We start from the raw sequence: 16,222 nt of genomic DNA, 5'->3' as shown, positions 1-16,222 counted from the left end.
TGTCCATGATGTCCATGATGTCCATGATGTCCATGATGTCCATGATGTCCATGATATTGCCGCGAAACCCGGAAATGACGGGGAACATCTCCATAAAAAACCTCCGTCCCGGTGAGGGAACGGAGGCGGTAAAGACGGAAAAAGGGAGGTGAACCTTAACGCAACCCTGTCAGCAGGAGTTCCGCATTGTTCTGTGTCTTGGAGATATTTTGCAGGAGGGCCTGGAGGCCTTCCCAGCCCGGCTTCATGGCGAGCTGGCGGCGAAGCTGCATGATCTTGACGAACTCCTGTTCGTTGTACAGCCTGTCGTCATTGCGGGTGCCGCTCTGGGAAAGGGCGATGGCCGGATAAATGCGCCGTTCGGAAAGCTCCCGGTCCAGCCGGATTTCCAAATTGCCCGTTCCCTTGAATTCTTCAAAAATCACTTCATCCATTCTGGACTCCGTATCCACCAGGCACGTGGCGATGATGGTCAGGCTGCCGCCTTCCTCCACGTTGCGCGCGGCGGAAAAGAACTTGCGCGGTTTTTCCAGCGCATTGGAACCCAGGCCGCCGGACATGATGCGTCCTCCCGTCTGGTTGGCGTTGTAGCCGCGGGCCAGCCGGGTAAGGGAGTCCAGCAGGATGACGACGTCCTTGCCCATTTCCACCAGCCGCTTGGCTCTCTCAATGACTAGGTCGGAAACCTGGGCGTGGCGGCGGGAAGGCTCGTCAAAGGTGGAGGCGTACACCGGAGCATCCACGGTTTCTTCAAAATCCGTTACTTCCTCCGGGCGTTCGTCCAGCAGCAGCACGATCAATTCCACTTCCGGATAATTGGCCCTGATGGAACGGGCGATTGTTTTCAGAAGAACGGTTTTGCCGCCGCGCGGGGGCGCCACGATCAGGCCGCGCTGGCCTTTGCCGAAAGGGGTCATGAGGTCCAGCACGCGCATGGCGGCGGAATTGACCTCCTTGTTTTCCAGAAGGAGGCGTTCCTTCGGGAAGAGGGGGGTGAGGCGTTCAAAGTCACTGCGCGCCCGGTACTCTTCTGCGGGGATGCCTTCCACGCTGATGACGGAAGAGGCGGAAAGGTACTTGTCATGGGGACGCAGCTTGCGCAGCCTGACCTTGATCTGCTGGCCTACGCGGAGGTGCAGGGGCTTGATGAGGTTGCCGCCCAGGTAAATATCATCCGGAGAGGTGCGGAAGCTTTTAACCGGATCCCTCAGCATGGCGTAATTGTCCTTGGCCTGTTCCATGACTCCGGAGACGACTACTTCATGGCCCTTTGCCAGAAGCTGCTTTCCCAGCTCAAAAATCAGTTGGGACTTGGTGAGGGAGGCCGCGTTCCGGATAGGGAGGCTTTCCGCCATCTCCTGAAGATCGTTCAGGGGGCGTTCCCGCAGTTCATTGATGTCAATCTGTTCCGGAACGGGAGCGGCGGCTTCCTCCGCCCGGGCCGGGACTGCCGGAGCGCAGGCCGTATCCCCTGCGTTTTCCTCCGGAGCGGCAGCCGGATGTTCCTCAGAAATCCCTTCCGGTGCGGGAAGGGGCTTGGGGGGAGCCGCCTGCGGATCCTCTCCGGAGGGGAGGGGCTTGTTGTCGAGTTCTTCAGTCATGAAAAAAATGTTGGTAGAGTCTTTGGATTTGCTGGCGGAGCAGGTCCGGCGGTCCTTCGTTCCAGAGGACGAAATCGGCCGCGGCCACTTTTTCCATGATAGGACGCTGGGCCGCCAGAATGGCTTCAATCATGTCCTCACGGAATCCGTTCCTGAGAGCCAGGCGGGTCTTCTGCGTTTCCCGGGAAACGGCCACCACGCACACGGCATCCTGGTGGTAGCGCGCCGATGTTTCAAAAAACAGGGGCACGTCAATGACAAACCCGGCTACCGCCGCATTCTGACGCGCCGCCCGCATTTGCGCAAGACATTCTTGGTGCAGCAGGGGGTGAATGATTCCTTCCAGCGTCCTGCGGCTTTCCGGATTCCGGAAGACAAGCTCCCGCAGGAAGTTCCTGTCCGCGCGGCCGTCTTCATCCACGCTGGCGGGTCCGAAGGCGCGGGAGAGCCTCTCCCTGAGCCTGCCGCCGTCCAGCAGCCTGCCTGCCTCCGCATCACAGTCAAAAAGGCGCAGGCGCGGCCCCCCCTCCTCCATCAGCAGGCGGATGGCGGTGGACTTTCCGGTGGCGATTCCGCCGGTCACGATCAGCGTCTTCATGAGGGAAGGGAAAAACCGGGTATGTATGGGACATAAAGAGCGGGTGAAAGGTTCACCCTTTCACCCGCTCCAATATGGACGTTATGCACGCCGCCTACATGGGAGGCAGCAGGCCTTCGGAAGCAGGCAGTGCGCTTTCCGGAGCGGCCGCGGTGGGAAGGGCGTTGCCGCGTACGGGCTGGCCCGTGGCGTCAATGATCTGTCCCGTCACGAAGATCATCAGATTCTTCTTGATGTGGTTGTCGGAGTTGCTGCGGAAGAAGCGTCCGATGAGAGGCAGGTCACCGAAGATCGGCACCTTGTCTTCCACCGTCTGCACGTTTTCCGTGATCAAACCACCGATTGCCACGGTGTGGCCGTCGTAGATGAACAGGGACGTTTCAACGGAACGCTTGGAGAAGATGGGCTGCTCAATGCGGTTTTCCGTCAGAGTCAGGGACATCGGCTTGCCGTCGGAACCAACGCCGGTGGACTGGATCGGGCTGCCGTAGTTCACGAAGCCTTCAAATTCCACGATGCTGGGCTTGAAGTTGAGGTCAATGATGTACTTGTTGTCACCAATGGTGGGCACAACTTCCAGGGTCACGCCGACGGGCTTCATTTCAAACACGCCGGGAGTGGCGGGAGTGACGGGGAAGCTGGTGACCTGGGCCTGGTTTTTGGTGCCTACAAGGTCATCCAGAACGTTGTTCCGGTTATTGTAGTTGCCGCCGCCCCAGCTGCTCACGTTGTTGGGAAGTTCCGGGGGTTCGTATTCGGTGGGGTACCAGAATTCGCGGATGATTTCAATCTTGGCGGTTTCACCGGACTTGGCGGTCACGCTGGGAGCGGTGAGAACGTCGGAACCCTTCTTCTGGGACAGGCCGCGCATCAGCATCTGGAAGGCGCCTTCGTCATAGATGCCCGTCAGGGACATGATGCCGGGAGCCGGATTCTTCTTGGTGGCTTCAGTGCGGTTGGTGCTGTTCAGCAGGTTGTCCACGGAGTTCTTGGCAATGGCGTAGTCGCCCGTGCGGTTGCCGCCGGTGGCGAGGCCGTTGATCAGGCCGTTGCCGTCCGTATTGGTGCTGTTGTTGTTCACGGGCCAGCCGCTTACGCCGCCAGGGGACTGGGTGAAGTCATCGGGAACGAGGCCGGTGCCGTAGTTCGTGCCGCCGCCCAGGAAGGTGCTGCGGTCGTTGCTGACGGAGAACGGCGTAACGATCCAGTCAAAGCCGAGTTCTTCCGTGTTTTCCTGGGTCACTTCCACGAACTTGGTCATGATGCGCACCTGCTGGGATTCGCCGCGGGTGTTTTCAATGAGCTGTTCGATCAGGTCCAGGTTGCCGGAGGTGTTGCGGACGACCAGGGAGGAGTTGCCGTTGACAAGGAATGCCGTGGCGCCTTCCGGGAAGCTGATGCCGCTCTTTTGCAGCAGGCTGCGGATGGAGGGCATGGGCTTGAGGCCGGAGGAGCTTTCACCACCGCCGCCGAAGGGGTCTTCGCTGACGTCGCCGCCGCCGTCGCCGACGGTGGTGCGGAGAGCGGACTGGAAGCCCGGAGGCACGGAGAAGGTGCGCTGGTAGAGATCCACGTCATTGCCGCCGGCAGGAAGGATGGTGACGGCATAGTCTTCCACCTTCTGGCGCAGGCCGGCGTTGCTGCAGATGAAGCGGAGCACTTCCAGCATGGGAACGTTGGTCAGCTTGAGCTGGCCGATCTTGCGGGTGCGGATGCTTTCCTGCGGAGCGGCAACCGGAGCGACTTCCGTGACGTCCGTTGATTCCTCGCCGAAGCCGCCGTCGTCAGCTGCGGGAGCTGTCGGAGTAACGGCTGCGGGCTGGGAGTCGTTGATAACAAAGTTGATGCCGCGTTCGCCGTTCGGGCCTACCGTACGGTCCAGTTCGATAGACTTCTTGCGCAGGTAGTCGATGGCGTCTTCCACGGTGGTGTCTTCAAAGGAGACGGAGGGGATGATGATGCTCTTGAGCTTCATCAGGTTGGCCGTGGCGCCGTTGACATCCGTGATCGGGGCGTTGTCCGCTCCGTCGGCTCCCGTCGGGACTTCCATCGGAATGGGGCGTTCCCACATTTTGTCTACTTCCGCAAGCATGGTGCTGCGGGTCTCGTCGTAGGCGGCCGCATAATAGGCCATTCTGCGGCGGTTGACCGTTTCCTGTCCGCGGCGGGCTGCCACGTTGTACGGGTCAATGGAAAGAACCTTGTTGAATTCGGCGATGGCTTTGTCGTAGTCGCCGAGGTCATAGTAACCATAGGCCATGTGAAGGAGGGTGTTCACCTTTTCCACGTTCTTGACGTGTTCGGGGGTAAGCGCCGGATTCGTGCGAATCGGGTCCTTCATGTATTCGAGCGTCTGCTTGGCAAGCTTGGCGCTCCGGGGATTGAGCTTGATGGCGTCCTGGAGAAGCTTGTCGGCTTCGTCATAGCGGCCCACTTTGATGTATTCCTGAGCAACGGCGATGCTGGCGTCGCCAATGTGGTTGGCGATGGCTTCCTTGCGCTGGTCGTTGATCGGCGCGGAGGGCAGCATGTTGTAAGCGGCATTGTATTTGTCCAGGGCTTCCTTGTACTTGCCTTCGCGGTACAGGTTGCGGCCTTCTGCAAGGAGCTGCATGGCTTCCTGGGTCTGCGCTTCGCGGCGGGCCATGGCTATGCGCGCTGCATCGGACTGGTAGTAACTGCCCGGTCCGGCGTAGGACGATCCCAAGGCACTGGAGGTTCCGACGGCGCCGCCATCACCAGCCTGCGCAAACGGGCAGGAGGCAGCAATGGCCATCAGCGCGATCAGGGAACGCTTCGGTTGATAAAGTGGTGCGTGGTCCATAGTTAGGTTCTTCTTTTTACATGTTTTTCGGATTTGTGAAGCTTTTTTTTCAGAAAAGTTTAAATCCGGGTCTATTTTTTCTTGCTCAGTGTTGTTTGTTCTCCAGTGGTTTTGTTGGCAATGGTTACGGTCTGCGTAGCATTATCAACGGTTTTCAGCGTATAGGTCTGTTTGGTGTCTCCCGGGATCTGGAAGTCGGCGCCTTCCTCCACTTCAAAGCTGGTATCCCGTTCGGGGCCGGCGGCGATAGTAAGGTTTACTTTCTTATCAATGATTGGAATGACGTATTTTGTGCCGCGCCTGATGGTGTAGGTTTGGCCGTTTTTGGTCGGCTTCAAATCCTTGACGACGGCTTCCTCATCCGTTTCCACCATGTCCAGGCTGGGGTTCTTGAATTCCTTGCTGGCGACGCTGACAAGCTCGAACCTGGGTTCGTCTTTCGTGTTCTTGCGGGTGCCGAACTTGCCGTTGGGCTGGACAATGTTTCTCCAAAGCTCCTGCCTGGCGCGGTTCATGCCCTTGAAGGTGAAGTCATTGCCGTCCGACTGCGTGAAGGCCAGGTAAAAGCCGAACTGCTTGATTTCGTCCACAAAGAGCTTGTTGACGAGGGGTGGGTGGCTGTTCGGATCATTGGGATGCGTTTTAGCCTCATATTCCTCCTGTACGGTGAATCCGTCGTTGTCAGGGTCCCGGGTGAGGACGTCCGAGTAAACGAACTCATTTTCCAGACCGTTGTCCAGGAACCATTTGTTCGGGATGTTGCCGTGGATGGGAGGTCCTGAAATAATGTCAAAGGGTTCCATTCCCCCTTCCTTGATCCAGAGATTGGGAGCTACGAAGCCCACGTACTGCTGCGTTTCCTGCGCAATGGGCTTGAGCTCATGGGAGGCGGAAAGCTCCTGATTGACTTCCGCGGCTTTCTTGATGCCGGGAGGAGGTCCAATCGCCTTTTCCGAAACCTGCGTGGTGAACTTGTACTTGTCATTCAGTCCCAGAAGGGTCACCGTACCATAGACGGCTACCCCCAGGCCCAGGACGATGCCGGAGGCCAGCAGGATTTTGTCGTAGTTTTGTTTTTCAGACATGTTGAAAGTATTTGCTGCGGTTGGTTGCCGTAATTAATCTTCAGACGGTTCCTGTGCCTTGGGCTGGTTGAAGTGGACCAGGTTGAGGGAGACCTGGACAAAGATTTGCTCGTTGCCCATGTAAGGTTTGATGAGTTGCTGGATGGCCGGTGCTGCAGGCGCAGCCGCTTCATCAGCCGGCGTCAGGGATGCCGCTCCCGCAGCGGGCTGGGCGGCGGCAGGTTTGGCCGCTGCCGGATTGGCGATGGGGGGAGGCATCATACGCTCGTTGCGGATCCGGATGGAATTAACCGTGAACAGGTAATCCTGGGAGTCCGTAATAGCGTTCATGGCTTTCAGCACGCTTTCCCGGTTGCCCTGGAAGGCGATTTCCAGGGGCATGGGAGTCCAGGGTGCCTGGTTGGGCTCGTCAGCGTCCTCTTCCGGATTGTTCGCCGGATTTTCAATGGGGAGCTGCGGACGGTACACCTTGATGAATTTGGACAGTCCGCAGTCCGTCAGCTTGTTGACGAGGCTGTTGACGGCTTTCAATTCAAAGCCCAGCGTGGAGGCCGCCTGCACGGACGGAGCCTGGGTGCTGTAAACCTGGAAGCCGAGCCAGGAGGAAGTGTCCGTGATCAGGATGTTCTTTTTCTTGCAGGAGGCGATCAGGGCGTCCCTGAACGTTTTCAGTTCATTCTGGAATGCCGTGGGCGTGGTGGGAACCAGCGCGGAGGAAGCAAGGAAGGGCTTGTATGCCGTTTCCAGGCTGGTGACCGCCTTAGCATAGCGGTTCAGTTCCTTTTCCAGCTCCTCATTGGATGCGCGGCTCGGCGTGATTTCAGCGGCGTTGGCGGATTTGATCTCCTTGGAGGCGACGCTGATTTTCTTGTCCAGCTCGCTGCGTTTGGAATTGACGATGTACCCAGTTACGGATAACCCCAGGAATAAGAGAAGCCCCACGCCCGCCACCATGGCGGCGGGCTTGTTGTCTGTAATCCAATTGCTCATAAAATATGTCTTGTTCGGGTTGGGTAATCTTATTTGTTAAAGTTCACGGGAATGGGAGTTTTTAACGGAAGCACCAGCTTGAAGGGGACAAAGGCCCCTGCCGCTGCGTCTACCTTGGCGTCCTTGGCTCCCAGCTCCATGATCTGGCGGGCTTCCAGCTTCACGTCTCCGGGCTTGAAGGTGAACAGGGATTCCTTGTTTCCGTCTATTTTTGCCTGAAGGTCCTGGATGATTCTCTGGCCGCCCAGACTGCGCCGGACAAACCCGGTCAGGCGCACGGCGTTAACGCTGTAAACGGACGGTTCGTCTTCACTGGAGGTGTTCGCGGAGGATTCCGTCCTGATGTCGTCCACCAGGGACGTGTTTTTATCCGACGTGAAGGAATCCTTGATAACGGAGTAGCCTGTGATCTGGGTGGTATCCTCCGGATTGAAGTGGGCCAGCGGTTCGAAGTCCGTGAACCAGTAGGGATAATCCTTGTGTTCCGACTGTTCCAGCAGGTGCTTGATGATGTCCGCATATCCGTAGCGCTGTAGCGTGAGCTGCTGGTAGGAGGCCAGGGTGGCGTCCAGTTTTTTCAGCTCCTGTTCCTTCTGGCGCAGGGCGGATTGCTCCGACTTAATGGAGGTGACGGTGGGGTGCACGCCGGCGAGGGTTTCCTCCGCCTTCTGCACGCCCATATATCCAGTGACGGCATAAGCTGCGGCGCCGAGAACGGCGATGGCGGCTCCGGCGATGATGGCGGGCATCTTCTTCTGGTTGGCGCGCTTTTTGGCAATTGCCGTGGGTTCCAGGTCAATGTTGAGGGAAGCCCTGCCGATGGCGTTGACGGCGGTGCCGATCAGGCCGCCCAGGATAAAGGCTTCACGGGAGATGGTGTTCACGTCCACGCCGGAGCCCACGCCCACGTTGTGCATGGGGTTGAAGAAGGAAATCGGAATGCCCAGCTTGTCTTCCAGGAATTCCTTGGTGTAGGGCAGGGACGCGCCGCCGCCGCACAGGTAGGCCTTCACGGGAGCGCTTCCGTTCATCTGGGCGCGGTAATGGTTGGTGGTGCGCTGGATTTCGGAAGCCAGCCTGGTCATGGCCGTGCGGATGACGGTAGCCAGGTTGGCCGTGGCGGGATCCAGCCCCTCCGTCTGTCCGTTGCTCATGGAAACGAGGCCGCTGGTGGTCTTCAGGCGTTCCGCCTCCATGAAGGGAACGTTGAATTCCCGGGCGATGGCGGAAGTGACGAAGATGCCGCCCGCGGAAATGCTGCGGGTGAAGAAGCGGCCCTGTTCGCTGTAAATCAGGTCCGTGGACTTGGCGCCGATGTCGATGAGCATCACCGGCTCTTTTTCATCCGGGTAGCTGTCCACATACGCGTTGTACAGGGAGGTCAGCGCGCAGTCCACCTTGCCGGTGGAAAGGTTGTGGGAGACGATTTCGTCATTAAGGGAATCCAGATCTTCCGCCTTGATGGCTACAAGGACGGCTTCCCGTTCCAGGCCCTTGGCGGGGAGGAGGTGGTAGTCCCACACCACTTCATCCAGCGGGAAGGGGACGTGCTGCTGGGCTTCAAAGCGGATGAGCTGTTCCACATCGGTATCGTCCAGGGCCGGAAGCTTGACGAAGCGGATGAAAACGGATTGCCCGGAAACGGAATAGTTGGCAACGCTGCCTTTGACATTGAGTTCCTGGACGAGGTCGGCGATTGCCTCCCCTATTTTCGTCAGGCGCAAGCCTTCCGCCGACGGGTCCAGCACTACGAGGCGCGTAGCATAGCGGTCCAGGATAAGGGCGTCTTTGGAGGTCTTGGAAAAGACGCCCATTGAAACTCTCTGGGAACCTACGTTTAATGCGACGATTTGTCGTGAATTAGCCATGGGTGATTTCTGTTAAATAAAAAATGAGATGAGAAAAATGTTGATGGGGCTTTATTCGCCGTCCGCAGCCGGAGCTTCCGTGGGCGTGCCGAACGGGGCCGGGCTGGGAGCCGCCTGCTGGCTGTTGGGCCTCATGATTTCCGGATAACGGTCATACCAGTACACGGAGAAGGGCGTTTCATCCTTGTTCAGGAGGGGATAGTAGGAGGTTTCCACGATGCTGGGGGACTGGATGGTCCACCATTTTTCCATCTTGCCGCGTTCGGAGGAATAAGTGGCGACGATTTTGCCATTGTATTCCACCACCACGCCCTGGTACTTCACCCACTTGCCCCTGCCGCCTTCCGAACCGGTGATGCGCTTGACGGAAGAAGGGGAGAGATAGACGGAGGCATACGTGGCTTCCCCTACCGGAACATTGACGTATTTTACTTCCTTGTACAGTTTCAGGTACTGGCGGGCACGGTCCGGGTTGACTACGGCAATATAGAATTTGAACGTCAGGGAATCAATGTAGCCGGACTTGGGCACGGGAGCGGCTTCCACCTTGAAGGGCATTTCAAAATCCGCCCATCTCTTCGGCTTCGGGAGCGGCCGGGGGTCGTCCTGGGTCATGACATTGGGGGACTGGCGCATGTACAGGGACAGCTTTTCCAACGTGACCTTCACCTGCATTCTGGGATTGCTGGTGGTTTGCGCCGATGCCGCAGGAATGAAAAGCACCGCAGCCAGCATGGCCGTGATAGTGTTAAGGATGGATTTCATAGCACAATTCGATTCCCTGATTAGTTACACCAAAAACCGAACTGTGGCTAGCAAAAATCTCTTGTTTCTTTCCATGTAACGGGTGTTGCGCAGGATGAGGCTCAATCCGGAGGTTCCCCCGTGCGGTCAAGAAAAAATCATGCGGCATGGCTGCGGGCTTGACCTGGAAGGGGTGTTTTCACATGCTCGGCCCATGGCGATTGATTCGGATCTGCTGAAAAAGTTTTCAGAAGCCCACGGTATTTCAGGGCATGAGGATGAAGTACGGAACCTTGTGGCGCAGGAACTTGAAGGATGCGGGGAATTTTCCTCCGACGGTTCGGGAAGCCTGTTCTGCACCAATGGCGATTCAGGCCCCCGCGTGATGCTGGCCGCCCACATGGATGAAATCGGGTTCCTGGTACAGAACATCACGGCAAACGGCTTTCTTCAACTGGTGGGGATAGGCGGCTGGTGGCCGCATACCCTGTTGAGCCAGCGTGTTCTGGTGAAAACGCGTTCAGGCCGCAGCGTTCAGGGGGTGATCGGTTCCAAGCCTCCCCATTTTCTGCCGGAAGGCCAGCGCAACAGCGTCATGAGCATGGAAGCCCTGTTTGTGGACGTGGGCGCTGAAAGCGCGGAACAGGTGAAAAATGAATTCGGCATTCATCTGGGTGATCCCGTGGTGCCGGACGCGGCATTCTCGCCTCTGGAAAATCCGTTCCGGGTCATGGGCAAGGCCTTTGACAACCGTGCCGGCCTTTCCGTGATGATAGAGGCCTTCAAGACATTGTGCCGGGAAGGACACCCCAATACACTGATTGCCGCCGCCACGGTGCAGGAGGAAGTGGGGACGCGTGGCGCGAAGACGGCCGGAGTCGCCATGCGCCCGGATTGCGTGATCGTGCTGGAAGGCCCCCCCGCGGACGATACCCCCGGTTTTACCGTGGCGGATTCCCAGGGAGCCCTGGGCGGCGGCCTGCAGATCAGGTTGTTTGACCCTACGGCCATCACCAATCCCCGTCTGGCCGCCCTGGCCGAGAAAACGGCGGCGGATGCAGGCATCCCCTTCCAGCTGACGGTGCGCCGTTCCGGCGGAACGGATGCGGCGGCCCTTCATCTCTCCGGCAGGGGAGTTCCCACTATCGTGCTGGGAATCCCCACCCGGTACATTCATGCCCATAACGGCGTGCTGGACCTGCGGGACTACCGCGCGGCGGTGGAACTGACGGTGGAGCTAGTGCGCGCCCTGGACCGTGAAGCCGTGGAAGCCCTTACCCATTATCTGCCCTGAAAGGAACGCCCATGAATTTGACCGCTTACGTACACGACCTGGACCCCGTCATCTGGCAGGTGACGGACTCCATTGCCCTGCGCTGGTATGGCGTGGCCTACCTGATGGGCTTCATCGGCGGCTACTTTCTGCTCTCCTGGCTGTCCCGCCGGAAGCTGTATCCCATTCCGCAGGACAGGCTGGCGGACTTTGTCACCTATGTGGCGATCTTCGGCGTCCTGATCGGCGGACGGCTGGGATACGTGCTCTTTTACCAGATACCCAACCACGGCTGGTCCCAGTTCCTGGCGGACCCGCTCATGGCCCTGCGGGTATGGGAAGGGGGCATGGCCAGCCACGGAGGAATGATCGGCGTGGGGCTGTACACGTTCTACTACGCGTGGAAGCACCGCGTCAAGTGGGTGGCCCTGCTGGACGGGCTGGCCATTGTGGCCCCCGTAGGGCTCTTCTTCGGGCGCATGGCCAACTTCATCAATGGGGAACTGTACGGGCGCATTGTATCGCCCGGATCCGCCCAGGGAATGATCTTTCCGGCGGAACTGTCCCAGGACCCGGACTTGTTCGTCCGCGTGGCCTCCCGCATCTATGAAACGCCCGGATTGCTGGACAAGCTTTCCCTCTCCGGAATAACCGTGCCGGACCGCATGACTGCCGCCTGGGTGACCGACCGGGTGAGGGATACGCCCGCCATCAAGGAAATCGTGGGGCAGATGATGCAGGACCATGCGCGCTATCCTTCCCAGTTGTATGAAGCATTTGCGGAAGGAGTGCTTCTCTTTGCCGTTCTGTGGTTCATCCGGGTGAAATTCCCGCGTGCCTGGAATGGCGTGTTCTGCGGCATCTTTGCCATTCTCTATGCTGTCGGGAGAATCGTTTGCGAGGAATACCGGGAACCGGACTCCCCCTTCTCCATGGGATTGACCCGCGGGCAGTTCCTCTCCGTCTTCCTCGTGCTGGTGGGCGTCGCCTTCTTCGTTTATGCCTTTAAAACCAGGCAGACGGTGCAGGAATGCACCTTCTATGATCCTGAAAAAAAGAACAAGGAGGAATCAGCCGGAAAAGCCGCTTAAAACGGGTCCAGGTCAACTTCCCCCGTCTTGGGAATATAACTGGAAGGTCCGCCCTTGAAAATGGCGGAAATTCCGCTGGCGAAAAGCTGCAAATTCTGCTGGTCAAAGGCGAAGCGCTCGAACTCCTTCACGGAAAACAGCGTGATGGGGTCCGTATTGTAGGCCTTGAACTCCATGATGCTGGTGCCCGTGCGCATGTCTGACAGGCGCCCTTCAATGCCTACGTCCCCGCTCATGAAATTGCCGAGGATCAGGGAAGTGCCCGGAAGGGGGGACGCCAGGGAAACCAGGTCGGACATGATATTGCCGCCTACGTCCGTAGGCTTCAGCTTGACCATGGCGATGTAAAGAGTCACGCCGCCCGGTGCGGGGCGGTCAACCAGCTGCCACTTGATCCTTCCTCCGGTCTGTTTGGATTTATTCTCCAGCACCCTGCGGATGTCTTTCTGAAGCTCCGTCCTGAACTGTTCTGCCAGGGCCGGGGCCTCCTTCGGGAATCTGGCCTTGATATAATCAATATTGATGGGGGCCACATACACCTTCAGGCGCGGGGAATTCCAGATGGCCTGCTCTGTGGGGTTGTACCAGACGCCCTGGAAGCAGCTCTGTTTGGAATCCGCATGAAGAGGATGGGTAATCAAGGGGGAAACGGGCATGTGCTGGGAACTGGAACAGGAAAAAACCAATCCCGTTCCCAGCGCCAGCAGGAGCCGTGAAATAGCACCGTACATGCAGGATAAGACGGCGCCCGCATGTCCGGTGTTCGAGTCATGACCCGATTGTCATCAAGAGTTTTCCCCGCCGGGGGGAAATCAGGAATGAGAAGGGTCCTCCTCCAGAATTTCCGCAATCTGCCGGGCAAAACGGTCCAGGTTGTACTTGTCGCAGGCGAACTCCTCAAAATTGTTGCAGGAAAAAATATTGATGGGATCCCTGTTGCGCCCGTAAAATTCCTTCAAGATCGTCCCGTTGTCCAGGGAAACGATGTTGCCTTCAATCCCTACCGCTCCAGAGGCGAAATGATTGATAATGAAGGAAACGCCCGGAATCGGCGAGACGATTCCCACGCCCAGGGCCACGACTTTTCCCCCAACGTCCGTGGGCTTTAATTGGACGATCGCCAGGGAAACCTTCACGCCGGGCGTGCGCGGGCGGTCGCTCAGCACCCAGCGGACATGATTGCCGGGCTTCTCATTATTGCGGTCGATCAAGAGGCGAACCTCCTTTTGCAGGGAATCCCGGAATTCGCGCGCCAGGTAGGGGGAAGCCTCCGGGAACTGCTGCCGGATGGAGCTGATTTCCACGGGGGCGATGTAAACGTACTGCCGCCTTTGCTGTTTCCAGAGGAATTGCCCGGCGGAGGGATGGCACCAGACGCCGCCGAGGTTGCCGCGCGCCTCCTTCAGCTCCGCAGCATGAGTAATGAGCGGGGAAACGGGCCGGTAAGGACCGGAGGAGCAGGAAACGCCCGTGAAAAGAATAGCTGCGGCGGAAAAAACAGCACGGAAAAGCATAAAGCCCAGAATGAACAAAAGAATGCCGGGCCGCAAGAACTTAATATGAACCGCAGGAAGGCCGTTTCGTGTCCGGATGCATGATTGACAAGCTGGAAAAGCGGGGCATGCTGTCGGTATGAGATACGAGCCGCTACCTTCCTCCTTTTTTGCCGGCAATCGTGCGGAACTGGCTTCCCGCCTGCCCGCCGGCAGTATGCTGATCCTGCATGCCAACGACGTGTTCCCCACGAATGCGGACGGCACCTTCGCCCTGCACCAGAATGCCAACCTCTTTTACCTCACCGGGATTGACCAGGAGGAAACCGTCCTCATCATGACCATCCGGGAGGACGGCTGGGATGAAATCCTGCTGTTGCGTGAAACGAATGAACAGATCGCCATCTGGGAAGGAGCCCGTCTCACGCAGGATCAGGCGAGGGAATTGAGCGGCATCCAGGACGTGCGTTGGACCAATGAATATGATACGCTGCTGGATACCCTGGTTCCGGCCGCCACCATGGTCTTTGTGGAAGCCAACCAGCATCCGCGCTGCACCTGCCCGGTGGAAACGCGCAATGCCCGCATGACCAAGGAACTGAAGGAAAAATTCCCGGATGCGGTTCTGAAAAACGTTTATGAAATCATGGCGGAGATGCGCCAGATCAAAAAGCCGGAGGAAATCAAGGCGCTCAGGAAGGCTTGTGACATTACCAATGAAGGCTTCCGGGCGCTGCTCCGGTTCATCAGGCCGGGGGTGGGGGAATGGCAGATCGAGGGCTTTCTGGCTAACGAATTCATCAGCCGGGGGCCGCGCAAATTCTCCTTCCTTCCTATCATTGCCTCCGGAAAGGACACCTGCGTGCTGCACTACATCCAGAACGACAAGAGGTGCGAGGACGGCGGCCTGGTACTCATGGACATAGGCACGGAATACGGAAACTACAACTCCGACATGACCCGCACCGTTCCCGTGAACGGAAAATTCACCCCACGCCAGCGCGCCGTGTATGAAAGCGTGCTGAACATGATGACCTATGCCAAAAGCGTCCTGAGGCCCGGCATCTTGAAATCGGAATATGAGCGCCTGGTGCGCGTCTTCGCTGCCGGAGAACTCATCAAGCTGGGACTTGTCACGCCCGCGCAGGTGGCGGAAAAACCGTCCGATCCTCCCATCGTGCGGAAATACTACATGCACGGCTGCTCCCACTTCCTGGGGCTGGACGTGCACGACGTGGGGGAAACCAACCCCGTCGTGCTGCCGGGCATGGTCTTCACCATTGAGCCGGGCATCTACATAGCGGAGGAAGGCATCGGCATCCGCCTGGAAAACGACATCCTGATCGGGGAAAAGGAAAACATTGACCTGTTGGGGGACGTGCCGCTGCTGCCTGATGACATTGAACGGCTCATGGCCCGGTAAAATGGGCCGGATTCGGTTCTAAACTTGACAATGAGGCCCGCGTGGGTTTTCATTCCCGTCCCATCATGTCGAAGAAACTCAAAATAGCACTTCCCAAAGGCAGTTTGCAGGACTCCACCGTGGAATTGTTCCGCAAGGCCGGCTACAATGTATACGTGTCCAGCCGCGGGTACCGCCCGACCTGTGACGACGACGATCTGGAACTCTTCCTGATCCGCGCCCAGGAAATCGGCCGTTACGTCAATGACGGTTTCATCGACTGCGGCATCACCGGACGCGACTGGATTTATGAAAACCGCGCTGACGTGGAAGTGCTGACGGACCTTCAATACTCCAAGGCCACCTCCAAGCCCACCCGCTGGGTGCTGGTGGTTCCGGAAAACTCCCCTATCACCTGTGCGGAAGACCTGCAGGGCAAGCGCATCGCCACGGAAGGCGTGGGCATCACGGAACGCTGGCTTCAGGAAAAGGGCATCAAGGCCCATGTGGAATTCTCCTGGGGCGCTACGGAAGTGAAAGTGCCGGAGCTGGTGGACGCCATTGTGGACATCACGGAAACGGGCAGCTCCATCAAGGCCAACAAGCTCCGCATCGTGGACACCTTGATGACCTCCTATCCCCAGTTCATCGCGAACCGGGAAACGATGCAGGACGAATGGAAAAAGCAGAAGCTGGAAAGCCTGGTCATGATGCTCAGGGGCGCTCTGGAAGCCCGCCGGAAAGTGGGTCTGAAAATGAACCTCCCCGCCGCTTCCCTCAATGGCCTCGTGGAAGCCCTGCCGTCCCTGCGCCGTCCCACCATCTCCCACCTGGCGGAAGAAGGCTGGCTGGCCGTGGAAACGGTCATTGACGAATCCGTCGTCCGGGATATCATTCCGCAGCTCAAGGCCCTCGGCGCGGAAGGCATCATTGAATACCCGCTCAACAAGCTGGTCTACTAATTTTTCTCACCACAGTAAAACAACAAACGAACCACAATCATGGGATCGCTCAAAAAACGCCGTAAAGCAAAAATCAACAAGCATAAGCGCAGCAAGCGCATGCGTCAGAACCGTCACAAGAAGCGTTTGCGTTACAAGTCCTAAGGTTTGTGCGCTTCGCTGCTCAAACTGGCAGTCTATCCGATTTCCGGAAAATCCCGGCGTCCTCCGTTTTATGGAAGGACGCCGTTTTTTATCTACAGAGCAATAGGTATATATTCAATATTGTTGACAATATTGGGATAAATGCAT

The 16,222-nt window shown here is 57.9% G+C and carries 14 protein-coding genes; 5 read left to right on the top strand and 9 right to left on the bottom strand.

Annotated elements, in window-relative coordinates; translation table 11 throughout:
• Positions 1–155: 155 nt before the first annotated feature.
• The 7 genes from rho to HJW02_RS11930 all read right to left on the bottom strand — a co-directional run bounded on the left by rho (position 156) and on the right by HJW02_RS11930 (position 9,731).
• The gene (gene rho / locus HJW02_RS11960; protein WP_102721219.1) at positions 156–1,601 is read right to left on the bottom strand and encodes a transcription termination factor Rho; all 1,446 of its coding nucleotides are present in this window, start codon (positions 1,599–1,601) and stop codon (positions 156–158) included.
• Positions 1,594–2,199 carry a dephospho-CoA kinase gene (gene coaE / locus HJW02_RS11955; protein ID WP_022398195.1) on the bottom strand — a complete coding sequence of 202 codons (606 nt, stop codon included), beginning with the start codon at positions 2,197–2,199 and terminating at the stop codon, positions 1,594–1,596. Before coaE ends, rho begins: the two co-directional genes overlap by 8 nt.
• A gap of 94 nt (positions 2,200–2,293) precedes the next feature.
• Entirely contained in the window at positions 2,294–5,023 is a 2,730-nt protein-coding gene (locus HJW02_RS11950) for an Amuc_1098 family type IV pilus outer membrane protein (RefSeq protein WP_102728664.1), read from the bottom strand.
• 71 nt (positions 5,024–5,094) lie between these two features.
• Positions 5,095–6,108 (bottom strand): Amuc_1099 family pilus-like system protein, encoded by a 1,014-nt coding sequence (locus HJW02_RS11945; RefSeq protein WP_102721221.1) that lies wholly within the window; start codon positions 6,106–6,108, stop codon positions 5,095–5,097.
• Positions 6,109–6,141: 33 nt separating this feature from the next.
• The gene (locus HJW02_RS11940) at positions 6,142–7,098 is read right to left on the bottom strand and encodes an Amuc_1100 family pilus-like protein (RefSeq protein ID WP_102721222.1); all 957 of its coding nucleotides are present in this window, start codon (positions 7,096–7,098) and stop codon (positions 6,142–6,144) included.
• 29 nt (positions 7,099–7,127) lie between these two features.
• Complete coding sequence (locus HJW02_RS11935; protein WP_102721223.1) at positions 7,128–8,966, bottom strand: Amuc_1101 family PilM-like pilus complex protein; 1,839 nt, start codon at positions 8,964–8,966, stop codon at positions 7,128–7,130.
• Positions 8,967–9,017: 51 nt separating this feature from the next.
• Entirely contained in the window at positions 9,018–9,731 is a 714-nt protein-coding gene (locus HJW02_RS11930) for an Amuc_1102 family pilus-like protein (RefSeq protein ID WP_022398190.1), read from the bottom strand.
• A 193-nt stretch (positions 9,732–9,924) separates the two neighbouring features.
• Between HJW02_RS11930 and HJW02_RS11925 the strand changes: the two genes are divergently transcribed.
• Together HJW02_RS11925 and lgt are read left to right on the top strand one after the other, a co-directional pair.
• Positions 9,925–11,004 (top strand): M42 family metallopeptidase, encoded by a 1,080-nt coding sequence (locus HJW02_RS11925; RefSeq protein ID WP_102721321.1) that lies wholly within the window; start codon positions 9,925–9,927, stop codon positions 11,002–11,004.
• A gap of 11 nt (positions 11,005–11,015) precedes the next feature.
• Complete coding sequence (lgt, locus tag HJW02_RS11920) at positions 11,016–12,074, top strand: prolipoprotein diacylglyceryl transferase (protein ID WP_022398188.1); 1,059 nt, start codon at positions 11,016–11,018, stop codon at positions 12,072–12,074.
• Here the strand turns inward: lgt and HJW02_RS11915 are convergent.
• Together HJW02_RS11915 and HJW02_RS11910 are read right to left on the bottom strand one after the other, a co-directional pair.
• Positions 12,071–12,805 carry a DUF3313 family protein gene (locus HJW02_RS11915; protein ID WP_102726533.1) on the bottom strand — a complete coding sequence of 245 codons (735 nt, stop codon included), beginning with the start codon at positions 12,803–12,805 and terminating at the stop codon, positions 12,071–12,073. The genes lgt and HJW02_RS11915 overlap by 4 nt on opposite strands.
• 81 nt (positions 12,806–12,886) lie before the next feature.
• On the bottom strand, positions 12,887–13,588 hold the full coding sequence (locus HJW02_RS11910; protein ID WP_146018172.1) for a DUF3313 domain-containing protein: 702 nt from the start codon (positions 13,586–13,588) through the stop codon (positions 12,887–12,889).
• Positions 13,589–13,706: 118 nt separating this feature from the next.
• Between HJW02_RS11910 and HJW02_RS11905 the strand changes: the two genes are divergently transcribed.
• The 3 genes from HJW02_RS11905 (at position 13,707) to HJW02_RS14170 (ending at position 16,075) form a co-directional block, all read left to right on the top strand.
• Positions 13,707–14,990 carry an aminopeptidase P N-terminal domain-containing protein gene (locus HJW02_RS11905; protein WP_102721226.1) on the top strand — a complete coding sequence of 428 codons (1,284 nt, stop codon included), beginning with the start codon at positions 13,707–13,709 and terminating at the stop codon, positions 14,988–14,990.
• Between the two features lie 65 nt (positions 14,991–15,055).
• The gene (gene hisG / locus HJW02_RS11900) at positions 15,056–15,931 is read left to right on the top strand and encodes an ATP phosphoribosyltransferase (protein WP_022398184.1); all 876 of its coding nucleotides are present in this window, start codon (positions 15,056–15,058) and stop codon (positions 15,929–15,931) included.
• Between the two features lie 39 nt (positions 15,932–15,970).
• Positions 15,971–16,075, top strand: coding sequence for a hypothetical protein (locus HJW02_RS14170; protein ID WP_012420149.1), 105 nt, complete (start codon positions 15,971–15,973; stop codon positions 16,073–16,075).
• Positions 16,076–16,222 lie beyond the last annotated feature (147 nt).

This window comes from Akkermansia sp. GGCC_0220, from assembly GCF_017566105.1.
GTDB classification, from domain to species: Bacteria; Verrucomicrobiota; Verrucomicrobiia; order Verrucomicrobiales; family Akkermansiaceae; genus Akkermansia; species Akkermansia massiliensis.
Note: the sequence above shows the minus strand (reverse complement) of the source record. Positions and strands in the feature narration are given on the sequence as shown.